18 protein-coding genes are annotated in these 16,543 nt (G+C 65.3%); 14 read left to right on the top strand and 4 right to left on the bottom strand.

What is annotated here, in order from left to right; genetic code table 11:
* Nucleotides 1-204: 204 nt before the first annotated feature.
* From ACFOOQ_RS11475 to ACFOOQ_RS11425, 11 genes are all read left to right on the top strand, one after another.
* Nucleotides 205-729, top strand: a complete 525-nt coding sequence (locus ACFOOQ_RS11475; RefSeq protein WP_379726264.1) for a hypothetical protein — start codon at nucleotides 205-207, stop codon at nucleotides 727-729.
* 99 nt (nucleotides 730-828) lie between these two features.
* Complete coding sequence (locus ACFOOQ_RS11470; RefSeq protein WP_379726261.1) at nucleotides 829-1,386, top strand: hypothetical protein; 558 nt, start codon at nucleotides 829-831, stop codon at nucleotides 1,384-1,386.
* Between the two features lie 173 nt (nucleotides 1,387-1,559).
* Nucleotides 1,560-2,015 (top strand): hypothetical protein, encoded by a 456-nt coding sequence (locus ACFOOQ_RS11465; protein ID WP_379726258.1) that lies wholly within the window; start codon nucleotides 1,560-1,562, stop codon nucleotides 2,013-2,015.
* Nucleotides 2,016-2,189: 174 nt separating this feature from the next.
* Nucleotides 2,190-2,504, top strand: coding sequence for an STAS domain-containing protein (locus ACFOOQ_RS11460; RefSeq protein WP_379726255.1), 315 nt, complete (start codon nucleotides 2,190-2,192; stop codon nucleotides 2,502-2,504).
* Complete coding sequence (locus ACFOOQ_RS11455) at nucleotides 2,501-2,866, top strand: response regulator (RefSeq protein WP_379726252.1); 366 nt, start codon at nucleotides 2,501-2,503, stop codon at nucleotides 2,864-2,866. Before ACFOOQ_RS11460 ends, ACFOOQ_RS11455 begins: the two co-directional genes overlap by 4 nt.
* A gap of 39 nt (nucleotides 2,867-2,905) precedes the next feature.
* Complete coding sequence (locus ACFOOQ_RS11450; protein WP_379726249.1) at nucleotides 2,906-5,164, top strand: chemotaxis protein CheA; 2,259 nt, start codon at nucleotides 2,906-2,908, stop codon at nucleotides 5,162-5,164.
* Nucleotides 5,165-5,179: 15 nt separating this feature from the next.
* The gene (locus ACFOOQ_RS11445; RefSeq protein WP_379726246.1) at nucleotides 5,180-5,737 is read left to right on the top strand and encodes a chemotaxis protein CheW; all 558 of its coding nucleotides are present in this window, start codon (nucleotides 5,180-5,182) and stop codon (nucleotides 5,735-5,737) included.
* A 23-nt stretch (nucleotides 5,738-5,760) separates the two neighbouring features.
* Nucleotides 5,761-6,648: a CheR family methyltransferase gene (locus tag ACFOOQ_RS11440; protein WP_379726243.1), complete on the top strand. Its 888-nt coding sequence runs from the start codon at nucleotides 5,761-5,763 to the stop codon at nucleotides 6,646-6,648.
* A gap of 26 nt (nucleotides 6,649-6,674) precedes the next feature.
* Nucleotides 6,675-7,727, top strand: a complete 1,053-nt coding sequence (locus tag ACFOOQ_RS11435; RefSeq protein ID WP_379726240.1) for a protein-glutamate methylesterase/protein-glutamine glutaminase — start codon at nucleotides 6,675-6,677, stop codon at nucleotides 7,725-7,727.
* Between the two features lie 106 nt (nucleotides 7,728-7,833).
* Nucleotides 7,834-8,226 carry a response regulator gene (locus ACFOOQ_RS11430; RefSeq protein ID WP_379726237.1) on the top strand — a complete coding sequence of 131 codons (393 nt, stop codon included), beginning with the start codon at nucleotides 7,834-7,836 and terminating at the stop codon, nucleotides 8,224-8,226.
* Nucleotides 8,227-8,242: 16 nt separating this feature from the next.
* A complete protein-coding gene (locus tag ACFOOQ_RS11425) occupies nucleotides 8,243-8,737 on the top strand; it encodes a MarR family winged helix-turn-helix transcriptional regulator (protein ID WP_379726234.1) in 495 nt (164 codons plus the stop codon).
* Between the two features lie 6 nt (nucleotides 8,738-8,743).
* On the opposite strand, the gene ACFOOQ_RS11420 is transcribed toward ACFOOQ_RS11425, so the two are convergent.
* Nucleotides 8,744-9,676 carry an alpha/beta hydrolase gene (locus ACFOOQ_RS11420; protein ID WP_379726231.1) on the bottom strand — a complete coding sequence of 311 codons (933 nt, stop codon included), beginning with the start codon at nucleotides 9,674-9,676 and terminating at the stop codon, nucleotides 8,744-8,746.
* Nucleotides 9,677-9,802: 126 nt separating this feature from the next.
* Here ACFOOQ_RS11420 and ACFOOQ_RS11415 point away from each other — a divergent pair, with 126 nt between their 5' ends.
* The gene (locus ACFOOQ_RS11415) at nucleotides 9,803-11,212 is read left to right on the top strand and encodes an aspartate aminotransferase family protein (RefSeq protein ID WP_379726228.1); all 1,410 of its coding nucleotides are present in this window, start codon (nucleotides 9,803-9,805) and stop codon (nucleotides 11,210-11,212) included.
* Between the two features lie 91 nt (nucleotides 11,213-11,303).
* Entirely contained in the window at nucleotides 11,304-12,176 is an 873-nt protein-coding gene (locus ACFOOQ_RS11410; RefSeq protein WP_379726225.1) for a hypothetical protein, read from the top strand.
* A gap of 27 nt (nucleotides 12,177-12,203) precedes the next feature.
* Here ACFOOQ_RS11410 and ACFOOQ_RS11405 read toward each other — a convergent pair whose 3' ends face one another.
* Complete coding sequence (locus ACFOOQ_RS11405; protein WP_379726222.1) at nucleotides 12,204-13,322, bottom strand: PQQ-dependent sugar dehydrogenase; 1,119 nt, start codon at nucleotides 13,320-13,322, stop codon at nucleotides 12,204-12,206.
* A 131-nt stretch (nucleotides 13,323-13,453) separates the two neighbouring features.
* Nucleotides 13,454-14,761 carry a dGTP triphosphohydrolase gene (gene dgt, locus ACFOOQ_RS11400; protein ID WP_379726219.1) on the bottom strand — a complete coding sequence of 436 codons (1,308 nt, stop codon included), beginning with the start codon at nucleotides 14,759-14,761 and terminating at the stop codon, nucleotides 13,454-13,456.
* A gap of 106 nt (nucleotides 14,762-14,867) precedes the next feature.
* On the opposite strand from dgt, the gene ACFOOQ_RS11395 reads away from it, so the two are divergent.
* On the top strand, nucleotides 14,868-15,377 hold the full coding sequence (locus tag ACFOOQ_RS11395; RefSeq protein WP_379726216.1) for a GNAT family N-acetyltransferase: 510 nt from the start codon (nucleotides 14,868-14,870) through the stop codon (nucleotides 15,375-15,377).
* A gap of 126 nt (nucleotides 15,378-15,503) precedes the next feature.
* On the opposite strand, the gene ACFOOQ_RS11390 is transcribed toward ACFOOQ_RS11395, so the two are convergent.
* A complete protein-coding gene (locus ACFOOQ_RS11390) occupies nucleotides 15,504-16,268 on the bottom strand; it encodes an outer membrane protein (RefSeq protein ID WP_379726213.1) in 765 nt (254 codons plus the stop codon).
* Between the last annotated feature and the right edge of the window lie 275 nt (nucleotides 16,269-16,543).

Here is a 16,543-nt window from a genome sequence, read left to right as displayed (position 1 = left end):
GCATCTTGATCTGCCGGGCGGGAGGCTGCAAATGCTTTGGCAGGTTGAAATTCGGACACAACCTGCAGTCGGGCCCCGGCCCTTTCCAACAATTAATGCCTCGTGCCGCGGCCCGGCTGCTTACATGCGGTCATGACGAACTGCGGGCTGATGGGTGCAAATCCCCTCCGCTTGTGGAACAATATTGCCGACGGGGAAGAGCGGATGCCGCAACGCAACAGCATGCAGACTTTGCCAGAGGGTAAGGCGAACAGCACCAGCGGCGAAAATCCGACCGCAACGGCAACCGGCCGTGAGCTGATCGATTTCATTGCCCTGGTGCTGCTGGCCATCAAGGAAGAGATCGAGGATCTGCAGCAGATGCAGACCGAGACCGCCGAGGCGTTTTCCCGCAAGCTGCTCGAACTCGGCGCCCAGCAGCCTGCCCTGCCCGAAATGGGCGAGATCATCGCCCTGATGCAGGGCGACGACCTGCGCAACCAGCGCCAGCAGCATGTGATCAACGCGCTCCGCTATGTCGAGAACATCATTCACGAACAAGCCGGCCGTAACTGGGCGCCGCGCCTGACCGAACGCGCCGCCGGCTGGGGCGAGGGCCTGATTGCCGGCCAGACCCTGGAGCAGGTGCGGACACATTTCCATCATTACCTGATGGGAGCGCCGCACGGCGCCGCGCCGCGCCACAACCGGCGGGCGACGGACAAGTCGAGCGAAGTGGAATTGTTCTAGCTGCCGTCTGGCGAGCGGCTTTCTGTTGCAGCCGCGCCGCCGGATGACTAGGCTCAGACCGTTACCCCTGACGGCATTGCCGTCGTTCCGAGGTTGTCGATGACTGACAAGAACAGCGCAAAGACGGCGCCCGCCGATGGTGCAGACAAGCCATCCGGCAAGCCGTCGGCCGAGTTCGTGACCCCGCCGAATTACCTGAAGATGAAGGTCGGCAGTGGCGGCATCGACAAGGAAGCCCTGAAGGAAGCGGAAATCGCCGTTCAGGTGCTGGGCCACAAGATGTATGCCAAATGGGCTGACACCGATCTCGACCGCATGAAGGAAAGCTTCGAGCGGCTGAAGTCGACCAACCTCGATGATCCCGCCGGCATCAAGACCATGCTGCGCATCTGCTGGGACATGAAGGGACTGGGCGGCACCTTCGGCTACCCGCTGGTCACCACGATCACCCACTATCTCAGCAACTACCTGGAACACTGCCTGGATCACCCCGATACCAAGGTGGTGCCGACCATCGTGACCGCGCATATCGATGCGCTGAACGTGGTGCTGACCCAGAAAATCGGCGGCGATGGCGGCATGATCGGCCGCGAGCTGGTCAACGGCCTCGAAAAAGTGGTGCTCAAGACCGGCGCGCGGATCGGCGGCCGCGGCTGACCCTGTGGAGGGCCACGCCCTCACGGAATCAATACCTAGTGGCCATTCTGTGACCTGACCGCCTGATTTAGCGGTTGTCCTTGACCCCCCGATTCGCCACGGGTAAGGTCAAAACGAATCGGGCTTGGCCCGCCCCTCCGTCTCCGACTCCAACGTCAAGGATAGGAACGTCCGTGGATCTCAATCAAGGGTTGTTCGCAGAGACCGACGCCGAAGCCTGTCAGGAAGACGCAGGCTATGCGGCCGGCGACTTCAGCGACGACCCGGTGATCGACATCGACCCCGAGGATATCGAGGACATCCGCAGCGACGCGAAGCCTGCCGGCGCCCCGCCCCGTATGGCGGACCGCTTCAATACCGAAACCCGGTTTCACGGCCAGTCGCTGTCACAACTTGCCGTCCATTCCCTGTGGATCGTCGATTACCTGCGCCAGCTCGGTGAAACCGAGATGTCCGACGGCGACATCGAAAGCGTCGGCCGCTGCGCCGACGATCTGGAAGGCGCCATCATGCTGATGTTCCAGCTGGCCGGTGGCACCCGGCAGGAACTGCGCCAGCGCTATCATGAAATCAAGGCGGCGCTGATGGCCCACCAGGCCATGACCATCAATCACGGACGCGCCCAGTAAGTCCACCTGACTGCTGCCGAAGCCTCGGATGCAGCAGTGTTTTTTTGGTTACCTTGCGCGCTATCCCCCTTCCGTCCCGCCAGACCCTCAGCTAGGCTGTCGCCAATTCTGCTGTTTGCCACTGTAGGCAGACCGCAGCGGGGCAGCCGGCACCGGTTGCCGAGGGGGAAGGGAATGGATCCTTTCGCAATATCTAAGGCGGATGACGCCACCCAGCTCAGTCTCGTGGCCAGCATGGATTTGCGGGCCGCGGATCCGCTGTTGCACAGTTTCCACGAGATTATGGCTCAGGGCGGCAAGGTTGTGATCGATGCCGCGGCCGTCGACCGTCTGTCGACGCCCTGCGTACAGATTCTGGTCTCTGCCGTCCAGCATATGGAGCAGCACGGCATCCCCTTCGTGATCCGGTCGCCGAGCGATGCCTTTGTCACGGCCTTCGACGATCTGGGCCTGTTTTCGTATCTCATGAAATGGCCGGTACAGACATGAGCAAAAGGGTTCTCACCGTCGACGACTCGAAGACGATGCTGCAGATGCTGCAATTCGCGCTGAAGCAGGGCGGCTATGAGGTCATTCAGGGCGAAAACGGCCAGGAAGGTCTCGACCTGCTGGACGCCAACGAGATCGACGTCATCATCACCGACATCAACATGCCGGTGATGGACGGCATCACCTTCATCAAGGAACTGCGGAAAAAGCCAAAAAACAAGGCGACTCCCGTGCTGATCCTGACGACGGAAAGCAGTCAGGCGAAAAAGCAGGAAGGCCGCGCCGCTGGTGCCACCGGCTGGATCGTCAAACCCTTCGACCCCGGCAAGCTGCTGGAAGTCATCCGCAAAGTCAGCCCGTAACACGGCACCAGAGCCGCGGAGCAGAAGCAGGACGCGTCCATGGATGACCTAGCCCAATTCAAACAGACCTTCTTCGCCGAGTGCGAGGAACTGCTGGGGGACCTGGAAGGCCACCTGATGGCCCTGCAGTCCGGCGAGGGCGACAACAACACCCTGAACGCCGTCTTCCGCGCCATCCATTCGATCAAGGGCGGCGCCGGCGCCTTCGGCTTCGACCGCCTGGTTGCCTTCGCCCATATCTTCGAGACCGTGCTCGACCTGATGCGCGACGGCCGGCTGGAGCCGACGCCGGATTCCGTACTGCTGGTGCTGCATTGCGCCGACATTCTGTCCGATCTGGTGCGCGCCGCCCAGACCGATACCGAACTGCCGGCCGATCACGAAAATGAAGGCCGCAAGTCGCTGATCGACCTCGCCGCCAGCATCGGCGTCGATGCCGACCCGCATGCCGCCGATGCCGCCCTTGCCGCGCTGGATGCCCAGCTGGCCGGCGGCAGCCTGAACGCCGACCCGGAGCCCGAGCCGGAAGCAGCGGCCGAGGCCGAACCGGAGCCCGCCGCCGAGCCCGCAGCGGCAGCCGCCCCGGCCAAGGCCCCGCTGCTGAAATACCTGGTGAAATTCGCCCCGCGCGACGCGCTCTACCAGCGCGCCAACGAGCCACTGATCCTGATCCGCGAATTGCGCGAGCTGGGCGGCTTCCTGGCCAAGGCGGACGCCTCCGGTGTGCCGCCGCTCGACCAGATCCAGGCCGAGGGCGCCTATATCAAGTGGGATTTCGAGATCGAGACGGACCGCGGCGAGGCCGCCATCCGCGACGTTTTCGAATTCGTGCTCGACGACTGCGACCTCGAGATCACCTGCCTCAACCCGCCGGCCGACAAGCCGCCCGCCGAGAAGCCCGCCGCGGCCGCCGAAGCGAAAAAGCCGGCTGAAGCGCCGGCCGCAGCCGCCAAGCCCGCCACTGTGGCACCGGCCGCGACGACTTCCGGCGCCAAGGCCGGCCCGAAGCCCGAAAGCGCCGCACCGGCCGCCCCAGCCACGGGCGGTGGCGGTGGCGAGACCAAGGCGGTGCGGTCGATCCGCGTCGATCTCGACCGCGTCGACAAGCTGGTCAACATGGTCGGCGAGCTGGTCATCACCCATGCGATGATCGCGCAGCAGACCGAGCATCTGCACGCCGACCAGCATCCGGAACTCGCCAACGGCCTGGCCGAGCTGTCCCATCACATCCGCGACCTGCAGGAAAGCGTGATGGCGATGCGCGCCCAGCCGGTCAAGAGCGTGTTCGCCCGCTTGCCGCGCCTGGTGCGCGAACTGGCGATGATGACCAACAAGAAGATCCGCCTCGAAATGAGCGGCGAGAACACCGAGATCGACAAGACGGTGATCGAACAGCTCGGCGATCCGCTGACCCACATGATCCGCAATTCCTGCGATCATGGCATTGAGGGCCCGGACGACCGCACCGCCGCCGGCAAGCCGGCGGAGGGCCTGATTCATGTCTCGGCCGACCAGCGCGGCGGCCGCATCGTCATCGAGATCACCGATGACGGCCGCGGCATCAACCGCGAAAAGGTGATGCAGAAGGCGCTGGAGAAGAAGCTGGTCGCACCGGATGCGGTGCTGAGCAACGAGGAAATCGACAACCTGATCTTCCTGCCCGGCTTCTCGACCGCCGATACGGTATCCAACATCTCCGGTCGCGGCGTCGGCATGGATGTGGTGCGCCAGAACATCCAGTCGCTCGGCGGCCGCGTACATATCCAGTCGCGGCCCGGTCAAGGATCGTCCTTCATCCTGACTCTGCCGCTGACGCTGGCCGTGCTCGATGGCATGGTGCTGCGGGTCGGCGAGCAGTCCTACATCATCCCGCTCGCCAATATCGTCGAAAGCCTGCGGCCCGAGCCGGAGCAGATCAACGTGGTGGCCAACCAGAGCGAGCTGCTGCGCATCCGCGGCGAATACGTGCCGCTGGTCTACCTGCACCGGGTCTTCCAGGTACCGAACGGCATCAACGACCCGACCAAGGCGCTGGTCATCATCGTCGAGCTCGAGGATGGCGGCAAAATGGGCCTGGTGGTCGACGAGATCGTCGGCCAGCAGCAGGTCGTCATCAAAAGCCTGGAGGAGAATTTCGATCCGATCCGCGGCGTCGGCGCCGCGACCATCCTCGGCAACGGCCGCGTCTCGCTCATCCTCGACGTCGCCGGCATCAAGCATATCGCCGAACAGGACACCCAGCGTCCCGCCCCGGCCGCAGCCCAGCGCCAGATCGCGGCCGCCGCGGCCGGCGAATGAACAGGAGGCGCCACGATGGCATCGTCAGCCGATCCGCGTAACGGCAGCCACCCGGCCGGTAACGAACAGGGCCGCTCCGGGCGGACCGTGCAGCTCGTGTCATTCACCGTCGGCAACGAGGAATACGGCGTCGACATCATGGCGGTGCGCGAGATCCGCGCCTGGTCGGAAACCACCCCGCTGCCGAATACGCCGGAAGTCGTGCGCGGCGTCATCAACATGCGCGGCGCCATCGTGCCGATCTTCGACCTGCGCGCCCGTTTCGGCATGCCGCGCACCGAGCCGACCAAATACAACGTCGTCATCATCGTGTCGGTGTCGTCGCGCATCGTCGGCATCCTGGTCGACGCGGTCTCCGACATCATCACCATCAATGAAGACGAGATCCGCCCGATGCCCAGCATGGAGCAGGTCAACGGCATCGGCTTCATGGAAGGCCTGATCACCGTCGGCGAGCGCATGGTGGGCCTGATCGGCTTGGAGCGCATGTTCGCCGGCCGCATGCTGGAAGCCGCTGACAGCGCCGGCAAGCCGATGCTGACCGGCCCCTCGGAGACCGCCGGCGCGGCCTGAGGCCGCACCCGGCGCCCACGCCCATGGCAACCGACACCAGATCCCGGGATACACGCCCGCCGGCGACCGAAGCGGCCGTGTCGGAAGACCGCGAGTTCAGCTTCTCGACGGACGACTACGCCTATCTGCGGGCGATGCTGAAGGAAAAGACCGGCATCGAGCTTGGTCCGACCAAGCAGAACATGGTCTACGCCCGGCTGGCCAAGCGCCTGCGCAAGCTGGGGTTCAAGACCTTCCGCGATTACATCGAATTCATCGGCACGCCGGCCGGCGTCGACGAGCTCGGCACCACGCTGAACGCGCTGACCACCAACCTGACCAAGTTCTTCCGCGAGAACCATCACTTCGAGCATCTCGGTACGGCGGCGCTGCAGGAAGTCCGCGCCCGCGCCGTCAGCCAGGGCCGCCGCCTGCGCATCTGGTCGGCCGGCTGCTCGTCCGGCGAGGAGCCCCATTCGATCGCCATCACGCTGCTGCAGTCGATGCCCGACATCAAGCAGTGGGATGCCAAGGTGCTGGCCACCGATATCGATACCGAGATGGTGCGCCGCGGTTCCGAGGGCGTCTACCCGGCCGCCTCGCAGGAAGGCATCCCGGCCGACATTGCGCGCAAGTATTTCGAGCCGCATGGCGCCGATAAGGTCCGGGTGACGCAGGATGCCCGCAGCCTGATCACCTTCAAGCACCTGAACCTGATCGGCAACTGGCCCATGAAAGGCCCGTTCGACGCGATTTTCTGCCGCAACGTGGTGATCTATTTCGACAAGGACACCCAACGCGTGCTGTTCGAGCGCTACGCCAATCTTCTGGTGCCGGGCGGGTTCCTTTATATCGGCCATTCCGAGAATCTGTTCGGCATCACCGAGCGGTTCAAGCTGCTCGGCCGCAATATCCATCGCAAGATCGCCTGACCAGCGGAAATCCGGGAGCGCTGCCAGTGGCCGGCAAAAGAATCAAAGTCCTCGTCATCGATGACAGCGCGCTGATCCGGCAGCTGCTGACCACGGCGCTGACCAGCGATCCGGAGATCGAGGTCGTCGGCGCCGCGCCGGACCCGCTGATCGCCCGGACGATGATCAAGGAACTGAATCCGGATGTCCTGACCCTCGACATCGAGATGCCCAACATGGACGGCATCTCCTTCCTCGAGAAGATCATGCGCCTGCGGCCGATGCCGGTGGTGATGGTCTCGACGCTGACCCAGAAGGGCGCCGGCATCACCATGCAGGCGCTGGAAATGGGCGCCGTCGACTTCGTGCCCAAGCCGACGCTGGACATCAAGCACGCCCTGGAAGAGATCAAGCTGGAGCTGATCGCCAAGGTGAAGATGGCGGCCACCGCCCGGGTGGTGGCGCGCAACCGGCCGCCCGAGGGCCAGGTGCCGAAACGGCTGACCCCCGGCCCCGGCTTCAATTCGACCGACATCATCGTCGCCATCGGCTCGTCGACCGGCGGCGTCGAGGCGCTGAAGGAAGTGATCACCATCCTGCCGCCGGACAGCCCGCCGGTCCTGATCACCCAGCATATGCCGCCGCGGTTCACCGGCAGCTTCGCCGCCCGCCTCGATTCGCTGTCGGCCGTGGCCGTCTCCGAGGCCAAGGACAATGTGCGGGTCTTCCCCGGCCATGTGTATATCGCCCCGGGGGACTATCACCTGACGTTGCACCGCTCCGGCGGCCACTATTACACCAAGCTTAACCATGATCCGCCGGTCTCGGGGCACCGCCCGTCGGTCGACGTCCTGTTCAATTCGGTCGCCGAACATGCCGGCCACAATGCCATCGGCGTGATCCTGACCGGTATGGGCAAGGACGGCGCCATCGGCCTTAAGAAGATGCTGGAGGCGGGCGCCCAGACCATCGGGCAGGACGAATCGACCAGCCTGGTCTACGGCATGCCCAAGGCCGCCAAGCTGATGGGGGCCGTGCAGGCGGAGGTGGCCATCGGGCATGTCGCCGCGGAGATTCTGAATCGCTGCAAACAGCGTTGAGGGGACTTGGTTTTTGCGCTAAATACCATAGTCTTAGGCGCTGAATCGGGCGCGGACCGGCGACGCGGTCCAGAGTTGTATACGTGAGGATAGAGCGAGGGGCGATATGCCTTCGGCCAGCACACTTCGGGTTTTGATTGTCGACGACCAGATGAGCATGCGCGGCATTGCCCGCTATTGCCTGCAGGAGATCGGCATCAAGAATGTTGTCGAAGCCAAGAGCGGCGCCGAAGCTCTGGTTTCCATCGGCTCGAACAAATTCGACCTGATCATCTCCGACTGGAACATGGACGGGATGGACGGCCTGACCCTGCTGAAGACCATCCGCAGCAATCCGCTGACCAAGCGCATGCCGTTCATCATGGCAACCGGCCAGCGCGACACCGAAATGGTCAAGACGGCGATCCAGGCCGGCGTTAACAATTACATGGTCAAGCCGTTCAACGCCGCCACGATGAAGCAGAAGATCGAGGCCGTGCTGGGCAAGCTCGGCGCCTGACCGCACGGATCCGGCGATGGCCGAGAAACCGCTGCGTCTCGACGGCTATCTTCCCTACCTGATCAATCGCGCCGGCATCTCCATGGCCAATCATTTCGGCCTGGTGCTACGCCAGGCCGGCGTGTCGCTGCAGGACTGGCGCGTGCTGGCGGCCCTGCGCGAGCGCGGCGGCCTGCGCCTGACCGAGCTGGCGGCGCGCACCAGCATCGAGATTTCCACCCTGTCGCGCCTGGTGGCCGGCATGGAGACTGCAGGCCTGGTCTCGCGGGAACGCGACAGCGACGATGCCCGCGCCATTGCCATCCACCTGACCGTTGCCGGCGACAGCCTGGCGGCGCGCCTGACCCCGGCCGCCGAACAGTTGGAGCGCACCGCGCTGGCCGGCTTCAGCGAGGCCGAAACCGCCGTGCTGAAGGCCCAGCTGGAGCGGCTCTACGGCAACCTCGCGGCGGTGCCGGAACTGGCAGAGGCGGAAGAGCCGGCAGGACGCGCCGTCATCCGCCGCAAATAGGCCCGCTCAGCCGGCCAGGCAGCGGCGGAAAAAATCGATGATGTCGGCGGTCACCGCGTCGCGGTTGGTTTCGTTCAGCAGTTCATGGCGGGCGCCGTCGTAGTATTTGTGCCCGACCGCGGTCAGCCCGGCCGCCGCATAGGCCTCCAGCAGCTGCCGCAACCCCTTGGTGCCGCCAGACACCGAGTCAAGGCTGCCGGCGATCACCAGCACCGGCATCGCCTTCGGGATTCGCGCCTGGTTTTCCGGCCGTGCCATCGCCTCCAGCCCGTCCAGCAGGTCGATCCAGGCCTGCACGGTGATCGGAAAGCCGCAGAGCGGATCGGCAATGTACTTGTCGACCTCGGCCGGGTCGCGCGACAGCCAGTCGAATTCCGTCCGCGCCGGCGCGAAGCGCTTGTTGAAGGCACCGAATGACAGGTTATGCAGCAGCAGGCTGACGCCGCGGCCGCCATGGCGCAGCTTTTCCGCCCGCGCCACCAGCCGGCCGGCGGCGGCAAGCGCCGGCGGCTTGCCGTTGGAGCCGCACAGCACGCAGCCGGCGATCCGGTCGCTGTATTCGTAGAGCAGTTGCTGCGCCATGAACGAACCCATGGAATGGGCGAACAGCAATACCGGCAGGCCGGGATGGCGCTGGGCGGCCAGATCGCAGACAGCGGCAAGGTCGGCCACGGCCCGGTTCCAGCCGTCACGGTCGGCGAAATGGCCGAGCTCGGTAGCGCTGCGGGCCGTGCGGCCATGGCCGCGATGGTCGAAGGCGTAGACGGCGAAACCCGCGGCGGTCAGCGCCGCGGCAAAGCGGGCATAGCGCTCGGCATGTTCGGCCATGCCATGGGCGATCACCACGGCGGCCTGCGGCGTGCCGGCCGGCAGCCAGGCATAGCCGCGCAGGACCAGCCCGTCGGCCGGCGAGGTCAGCGAGATATCCGCTCCGGTCATGCCGGAAACACTACCGGCCGCCCGGCGGTTTTCACAGGGGTGGATTGCGGGGGCGGTTTTTTCGCCCGCGGATTTTGACAGGCGGCGATTTTCACCGTCTACTGACGACCTCACCCGGAGATTGCCATGACCGCCCAGACCGCCACCGCCCGCTCGCCCAATTCCCTTGCGGCAAGGGACATCGCCCATGTGATGCACCCCTACACCAACATGGTGAAGCACGAGGCCAATGGGCCGCTGGTGATCGAGCGCGGCAAGGGCATCTATGTCTATGACGACCAGGGCAAGGAATACATCGAGGGCATGGCCGGCCTGTGGTGCGCGGGGCTCGGCTTCAGCGAGCCGGCGCTGGTCGACGCCGCCGTCGAGCAGATGCGTAAACTGCCCTACTACCATGGCTTCGGTCACAAGACGACGGCACCGGTGATCGCGCTGGCCGAGAAGCTGAAGAGCCTAAGCCCGGTGCCGGTCGGCAAGGTGTTCTTCGCCGAGGGCGGCTCGGGCGCCAACGACACCCTGATCAAGCTGGTCTGGTACTACAACAATGCCCGCGGCAAGCCCGACAAGAAGACCATCCTGTCGCGCACCAAGGGCTATCACGGCGTCACCGTCGCCACCGCCAGCCTGACCGGCCTGATCGGCAACCACCGCGATTTCGACCTGCCGATCGCCCGCATCAAGCATGTCGACTGCCCGCATTACTACCGCTTTGCCGAACCGGGCGAGAGCGAGGCCGATTTCGTCGCCCGGCTGGCTGCCAACCTCGATGCCTTCATCACTGCGGAAGGGCCCGACAGCATCGCCGCCTTCTTCGCCGAACCGGTGATGGGCGCCGGCGGCGTCATCGTGCCGCCCAAGGGCTATTATCCGGCGATTCAGGCCGTGCTGAAAAAACACGACGTCCTCAGCATTTCCGACGAGGTGATCTGCGGCTTCGGCCGGACCGGCAAGATGTGGGGCGCCCAGACCCTCGACTACCAGCCTGATTTCGTCAGCTGCGCCAAGCAGCTGTCCGGTGCGTACCTGCCGATCTCGGCGGTGCTGGTGCCCGAGCATGTCTACGAGGTCATCCGCGACAATTCCGGCAAGATCGGCACCTTCGGCCATGGTTTCACCTACGGCGGCCATCCGGTCGCCGCCGCCGTCGCCCTGCGCGCCCTGGAACTCTACGAGGAGCGCGATATCCTCGGCCATGTGAATACGGTGTCGCCGCGCTTCCAGGCCCGGCTGCGCAAGCTGGCCGACCATCCGCTGGTCGGCGAGGCGCGCGGCGTCGGCCTGATCGGTGCCGTGGAACTGGTCGCCGACAAGGCCACCCGCCGGCCCTTCGCGCCGGCGGCCGGCATCGGTGCCGCCTGCATGAGCTTTGCCGAGGAGGAAGGCCTGATCCAGCGGGCGATGGGCGATACGCTCGCCTTCTGCCCGCCGATGATCATCACCGAAAGCGAGATCGACGAGATGTTCGACCGGTTCGAACGGGCGCTGCAGCGTGCCACCGAGATGGTGGAGCGTAACAATCTGCGCGCGGCGGCCTGAAAATCGGCCTGCCGGCGCGATTCTCCGTTCGCCCGATACAACTGCCGTGTTAAGGTTAATGTAACCTCGACGGGACAAAACTTCGCCGGCCATGATCGCTGACAATCACGCCCATAACCAGGAAGCCAATGAGCTGGTCACGCGCATCGAGCAGCGCGCCCTGCTGATTTTCCGGTTCACCGAGAGCGCCGAGGAAAAGCGCAATTCGGTGTCCGGTTTCCGCAAGTTCGCCACCATGGTGGATGATTTCCACCAGGCGGCCGAAACCGCCGAGGGCCGCCTGTCGGTGCTCAAGACCGGCCGGCGCGACGAACTGCGCCGCTATGTCACGCAGGTGCGCGCCAAGATCCTGAAAATCGAGATCGACGTCAAACAGAGCTATCTCGAGAACCTGATCGAGGCCCGGACCGCCCTGCCCTATGGCGCGCGGGAATTCTTTGCCTCGCGGCTCAAGCGGCTCGAGGAACTGAGCAGCCTGCTGGTCGACGGCCCCGAGGCCGATGGCACCGCCGGCACCCTGCTCGAGCATATGCGCAAGATGCTGGAGCATCTGATGGCCCAGGCGCCGCAGCTCGAAGTCTTCGAGCGGGCCGCCGACTGGCGCCCGCAGCATCGTGCCGTTTCCGGCGGATCGCGGCCGGCACCGGCGGCCGGCACCGGCACGCAGGCCGTGGCCCAGAAGCCGCGGCGCGCCGTCGACAAGAAGCCGGAAATCCGGCCGATCCGGCTGACCGGCCGCGACGAATGGGGCCGCGTCTTTCTCGACAAGGGCTCCTTCGAGCTGATCAACGACGCCTGCAAGGCACGCGGCATCACGCTCGACAATATCGCCTCCAAGCTCAGCATCACCCGCGTCGCGCTGACCCTGATCCTCAACGGTCAGGACCCGATTGCGCGCAACATGCTGGATGTGCTGCACCGCGTGATCAACAATTTCAACGAAAACACCGGCGAAATGGGCTGACCGGCGCCCTCGCCGGGCCGCTCCGGTTCAGATTGCCGGTTCGATCCGCAGGATGCGCCCCTCGGCATTGTCGGTGGCAAGATAGAGATAGCCATCCGGCCCGTCGCGGACGTCGCGGATATTCTCGCCGACTTCCCGCAGCAGCTGTTCCTGGGCCACGACGCGGGTGCCGTCCAGCACCACGCGATGCAGGCTGCCGAATTTCAGCGAGCCGACAAACAGGTTTCCGGTCCAGGCCGGAAGCTTCCCCCCGGTATAGAAGGCCATGCCCGCCGGCGCGATCGACGGCGTCCAGTGCAGCAATGGCTGTTCCATGCCCGGCGCCGCAGTGCCGATGCCGATCTTCTCGCCGGAATAATCGATCCCGTAGGTGATCACCGGCCAGCCGTAATTGCGCCCGGCCTGCGGGGTGTTGACCTCGTCGCCGCCACGCGGGCCGTGCTCGTGCAGCCAGACGGCGCCGGTCTGCGGGTTGATCGCCATGCCCTGGATGTTGCGATGGCCGTAGGACCAGATTTCCGGTCGCGCGCCGGCACGGCCAACGAAGGGATTATCGGGCGGCACGCTACCGTCGCGGGCGATACGGATCACCTTGCCGAGGTAGTTTGAGAGGTCCTGCGCCTCGTCGCGCTGGTAGCGTTCGCCCAGCCCCAGCCACAGCATGCCGTCACGGCCGACCACCACGCGGCTGCCGAAATGGTTGCCGCCGCCGGTCTTCGGCTGCTGGCGGAACAGCACGGTGACAGTCTCGAGGCGGTCGCCGGCCAGCCGTGCGCTGGCCAGCGCGGTGCCGGCGCCGCCTTCGCCGGGCTCGGCATAGGTGAAATAGATCCGGCTGTTGCGGGCGAAGTCCGGATCCAGCGCGACATCGAGCAGGCCGCCCTGGCCGCGATGATAGACCGCCGGCACATTGCCAAGCGGCGGCGACACCGTGCCGTCTGGCGCTACCAGGCGCAGCCGGCCCGGCCGTTCGCTGACCAGCATGCGGCCATCGGGCAGGAAGGCGAATCCCCAGGGATGTTCCAGCCCCTTCGCCACGGTGACGACCCGCACCGGGCCAGCCTGCGTGCTGGCGGTTTCGGGCATGGCGGCAAGGGCGGGAATAGCCAGCAGGGCGGAAGCCGTGACGAGAGCGAGGTGGCGCATGGGCGATCTCCGGACAGGACGGGCCTGTATCAGACGGGGCCCGTATGATCTGGGGGCGGCCGGCGCCCGCGCCAAGCCCCTCCGGCATGACAGATCGATGATCGATGTCGCCAGTTGCAGACTACGGTGGCTCAGGCCGGCAGCACGACCTCGCGCAGCCGCTCGGCGGTGTCCTTGGCGTACCGGTCGGTCATGCCGGAGATGTAATCGGTGACCGCCAGCAGCCGCTGGTAGCGCGACGTGCCGGCCTCGTAATGCGGCACCAGCGACAACAGGCGCTGGGCGGTGACATGCTGCGGCCCGGCATTCATCGCCGCGATGAACAGGTCGAGCAGCCGGTGCAGCATGGTGATGCCCTTTAGTTCCTCGGTCACCGTCCGCTCCCAGCGATAGACGCGGCCCATGGCCAGGTCCTTCAGGCGCTTCGCCTCGGCATGCTGCGGCGTCAGGTCGATCAGGGACTTTTCATCGAGAAACCGGTTCGCCGGATCGACGAAGGCGCGGCATGAGGCGTCGATCAGGGCACCGATGCTGAGCGAGCGCAGGGTCGACAGTTTCTCGTCGTTGCTGCGCGTGCGGTAGCGGTCGCTCATCGCGGTACCGATGATGGCGACGAAAATCTCTTCCGCCTCGCTGAAGCCGATGCGGCCGAGCTTGACGCCATCCTCGACGTCGATCACCCGGTAGCAGATGTCGTCGGCGGCCTCGACCAGATAGGCGAGCGGATGGCGCTGCCAGGCGCCCGCGGCACCATCGAGGACCGGCAGGGCAAGCCGGCCCGCCAGTGCGGCGAAGACATCCGCCTCGCTCTGCTTGTAGCCGTGTTTCTTGCGGCCGATATAGGTGGCGGCGCGGCCCTGCCGTTGCAGCGCGCCGCAGGGATATTTGGTGAAGGCGCCCAGCGTGGCGTCCATCAGCCGCATGCCGCCCTGGTTGCGGTCCATCTGCAGCCGGGTGAGGATGCGGAAGCCCTGCGCATTGCCCTCGAACAGCAGGAAATCGGCCTGCTCATCGGCCGACAGTTCGCCGGCGAAGGCCGCCTCGCGATGGGCCTCGAACCAGGTCTGGATCGCCTGCTCGCCGGTATGGCCGAACGGCGGATTGCCGATGTCATGCGCCAGGCAGGCGGCGGCAATGATGTCACCAAGGTCAGCGGCGAGGTCGCGATGGGCGGTTTCGGACGCCAGCCCGTCGCGGAACAGCAGCCGGGCGACCTGGCCGCCCAGCGAGCGGCCGACCGAGGCGACCTCCATGGAGTGGGTCAGCCGGGTGCGCACATAGTCGCTCTGCGGCTGCGGATGCACCTGGGTCTTGTCCTGCATGCGGCGGAAGGCCGAAGAGAACACAATGCGGTCGGCATCCTGCTGGAACGGCGAGCGGCCATCCTGCGGCAGGCGACGGCCTTCGGGGCCGCTTTTCAGCGTGTCGAGCCAGAGCATGGCCCTGTTGCTAGCATATTTGCCGGACCCGGAGAATCGCCGGCGACCATTGATCGGCCGCCGCCTGCATATTAGGACAGGCCGTCCCTGCCGGAGGCCCGCCGTCATGCCCCAGATTGAGATCCGCGACGCCCTGCCCGCCGATGCCGAGGCGATCCGCGCCATCTACAACGACGCCGTGCTGAATACCACGGCGGTCTTCGACTACACACCGCGCGATGTCGCCGCACAGGTCGCCTGGCTGGCCGCCAAGGCCGAGCAGACCCTGCCGGTGCTGGTCGCCACCGACGGGCCCGGCGGCGCCGTGGCCGGCTATTGCAGCTACGGCCCGTTCCGGCCCTGGCCGGCCTATCTCTACACGGTGGAGAATGCCATCTACATCGCCCCCGACCGGCGCGGCCAGGGCATCGGCAAGCTGCTGCTGGCGCGGCTGACCGGTCTGGCCCGCACGCGCGGCCTGCACACCATGATCGCCGGCATCACCGCCGAGAATGCCGCCAGCTTGCGGCTGCACGAGGCCCAGGGCTTCACGCGGGCCGGACTGATCCGGGCCGCCGGCTGGAAATTCGAACGCTGGCTCGATCTCGTCTTCCTGCAGAAGATGCTGCAGGACTGAGCCGGTCACGCCCGGCGGCCCGCTTACCGGTATGCCTGGCCGATATGCGAGACAGCGACCGATGTGCGGGACAGTCTGTGCATATCTGAATCCATCTGCGAAGATGGACTGCCGGGCCTGCGCGACCTAGTGGAAATGATAGGTAACACCGATGAACAGGCCATGGACGTCGAGATCGGCCGAGTGGTTCATCGTGCCGCCCGAGTTGTTGGTCGAGGTGACATCGGACACCGAGTTGACCTCTCCGAACCGAGTGAAGAGATAATCGCCCCGCAGCGACCAGTTGTTGCCCAGCGCATATTCGCCGCCAAAGCCAAGGCTCCAGCCGGCCACCAGTTTCGATTTCGATGCTTCGGAATACCCGCTGAAAGCGTTATCGGTAAACAGGGTGTGCATCTTCATCTGCGTGGCGGCAATGCCGCCGGTGACATAGCCCAGCCAGTTGTCCTGCGCCCAGCCCAGCCGGGGACGCAATGTCGCCATCCAGTCGGCCGAGACCGATTGTTTAATTCTGAACTGCGCGGTGGGGACTGTTATGTAAGTCTCACTCCTCACGTGTTCTTCGTCGAGGAAAAGTGTATTGGCGCTCACCTCGATCCCGACGAGGACGTTGCCGAACTGCACGCCATAGCCGCCCGCCAGTCCGCCTGACGGACGCCACTGGTCGATATCATTCTTGCCGACTCGGGCAATCTGCGCGGCATCGGTCGCGTCGAAGTACTGGAGCCGTCCGGTAACCGTCTTCATATCGGCGTTGCCATTCGTCGCGCCCGCGAGGCTGCTGACATAAAACCCCGACCAGTCGATGGCGCCGGGCGCCGGCTGCGCCAAGGCACCGCTGCCGATTCCCCCCGCCAACGTAACGATCAAAGCGATAAGTGCCGCACGCATACCTGCCCCCCGGCTATATTTAACAGGGCGAGATTGGCATTACGCCTGTCGGCTGTCATCCCTTGCGACGCCGTCTCTGGACATTTGAGACATCGAGGACAGAAATATATGTAACGCCCTGGCAAGACTCCCCTCCGTCTTGCGCAACACGGCTGGGGCATCAGCCAACTACTGCTGGGGACTGACCGGCGGGCCGGACTGATCCGGGCCGCCGGCTGGAAATTCGAACGCTGGCTCGATCTCGTCTTCCTGCAGAAGATGCTGCAGGACTGAGC

Source organism: Ferrovibrio xuzhouensis (genome assembly GCF_042648965.1).
GTDB lineage: Bacteria > Pseudomonadota > Alphaproteobacteria > Ferrovibrionales > Ferrovibrionaceae > Ferrovibrio > Ferrovibrio xuzhouensis.
The sequence above is the reverse complement of the archived record's forward strand: the minus strand, read 5'-3'. Positions and strand labels throughout refer to the sequence as shown.

What these genes read in the sequence shown, in the direction of transcription:
- ACFOOQ_RS11475 (WP_379726264.1), top strand. Translation starts at nt 205, where the DNA reads ATGCCGCAACGCAACAGCATGCAGACTTTGCCAGAGGGTAAGGCGAAC.
- ACFOOQ_RS11470 (WP_379726261.1), top strand. Translation starts at nt 829, where the DNA reads ATGACTGACAAGAACAGCGCAAAGACGGCGCCCGCCGATGGTGCAGAC.
- ACFOOQ_RS11460 (WP_379726255.1), top strand. Translation starts at nt 2,190, where the DNA reads ATGGATCCTTTCGCAATATCTAAGGCGGATGACGCCACCCAGCTCAGT.
- ACFOOQ_RS11455 (WP_379726252.1), top strand. Translation starts at nt 2,501, where the DNA reads ATGAGCAAAAGGGTTCTCACCGTCGACGACTCGAAGACGATGCTGCAG.
- ACFOOQ_RS11450 (WP_379726249.1), top strand. Translation starts at nt 2,906, where the DNA reads ATGGATGACCTAGCCCAATTCAAACAGACCTTCTTCGCCGAGTGCGAG.
- ACFOOQ_RS11445 (WP_379726246.1), top strand. Translation starts at nt 5,180, where the DNA reads ATGGCATCGTCAGCCGATCCGCGTAACGGCAGCCACCCGGCCGGTAAC.
- ACFOOQ_RS11440 (WP_379726243.1), top strand. Translation starts at nt 5,761, where the DNA reads ATGGCAACCGACACCAGATCCCGGGATACACGCCCGCCGGCGACCGAA.
- ACFOOQ_RS11430 (WP_379726237.1), top strand. Translation starts at nt 7,834, where the DNA reads ATGCCTTCGGCCAGCACACTTCGGGTTTTGATTGTCGACGACCAGATG.
- ACFOOQ_RS11425 (WP_379726234.1), top strand. Translation starts at nt 8,243, where the DNA reads ATGGCCGAGAAACCGCTGCGTCTCGACGGCTATCTTCCCTACCTGATC.
- ACFOOQ_RS11420 (WP_379726231.1), bottom strand. Translation starts at nt 9,676, where the DNA reads ATGACCGGAGCGGATATCTCGCTGACCTCGCCGGCCGACGGGCTGGTC.
- ACFOOQ_RS11415 (WP_379726228.1), top strand. Translation starts at nt 9,803, where the DNA reads ATGACCGCCCAGACCGCCACCGCCCGCTCGCCCAATTCCCTTGCGGCA.
- ACFOOQ_RS11410 (WP_379726225.1), top strand. Translation starts at nt 11,304, where the DNA reads ATGATCGCTGACAATCACGCCCATAACCAGGAAGCCAATGAGCTGGTC.
- ACFOOQ_RS11405 (WP_379726222.1), bottom strand. Translation starts at nt 13,322, where the DNA reads ATGCGCCACCTCGCTCTCGTCACGGCTTCCGCCCTGCTGGCTATTCCC.
- dgt (WP_379726219.1), bottom strand. Translation starts at nt 14,761, where the DNA reads ATGCTCTGGCTCGACACGCTGAAAAGCGGCCCCGAAGGCCGTCGCCTG.
- ACFOOQ_RS11395 (WP_379726216.1), top strand. Translation starts at nt 14,868, where the DNA reads ATGCCCCAGATTGAGATCCGCGACGCCCTGCCCGCCGATGCCGAGGCG.
- ACFOOQ_RS11390 (WP_379726213.1), bottom strand. Translation starts at nt 16,268, where the DNA reads ATGCGTGCGGCACTTATCGCTTTGATCGTTACGTTGGCGGGGGGAATC.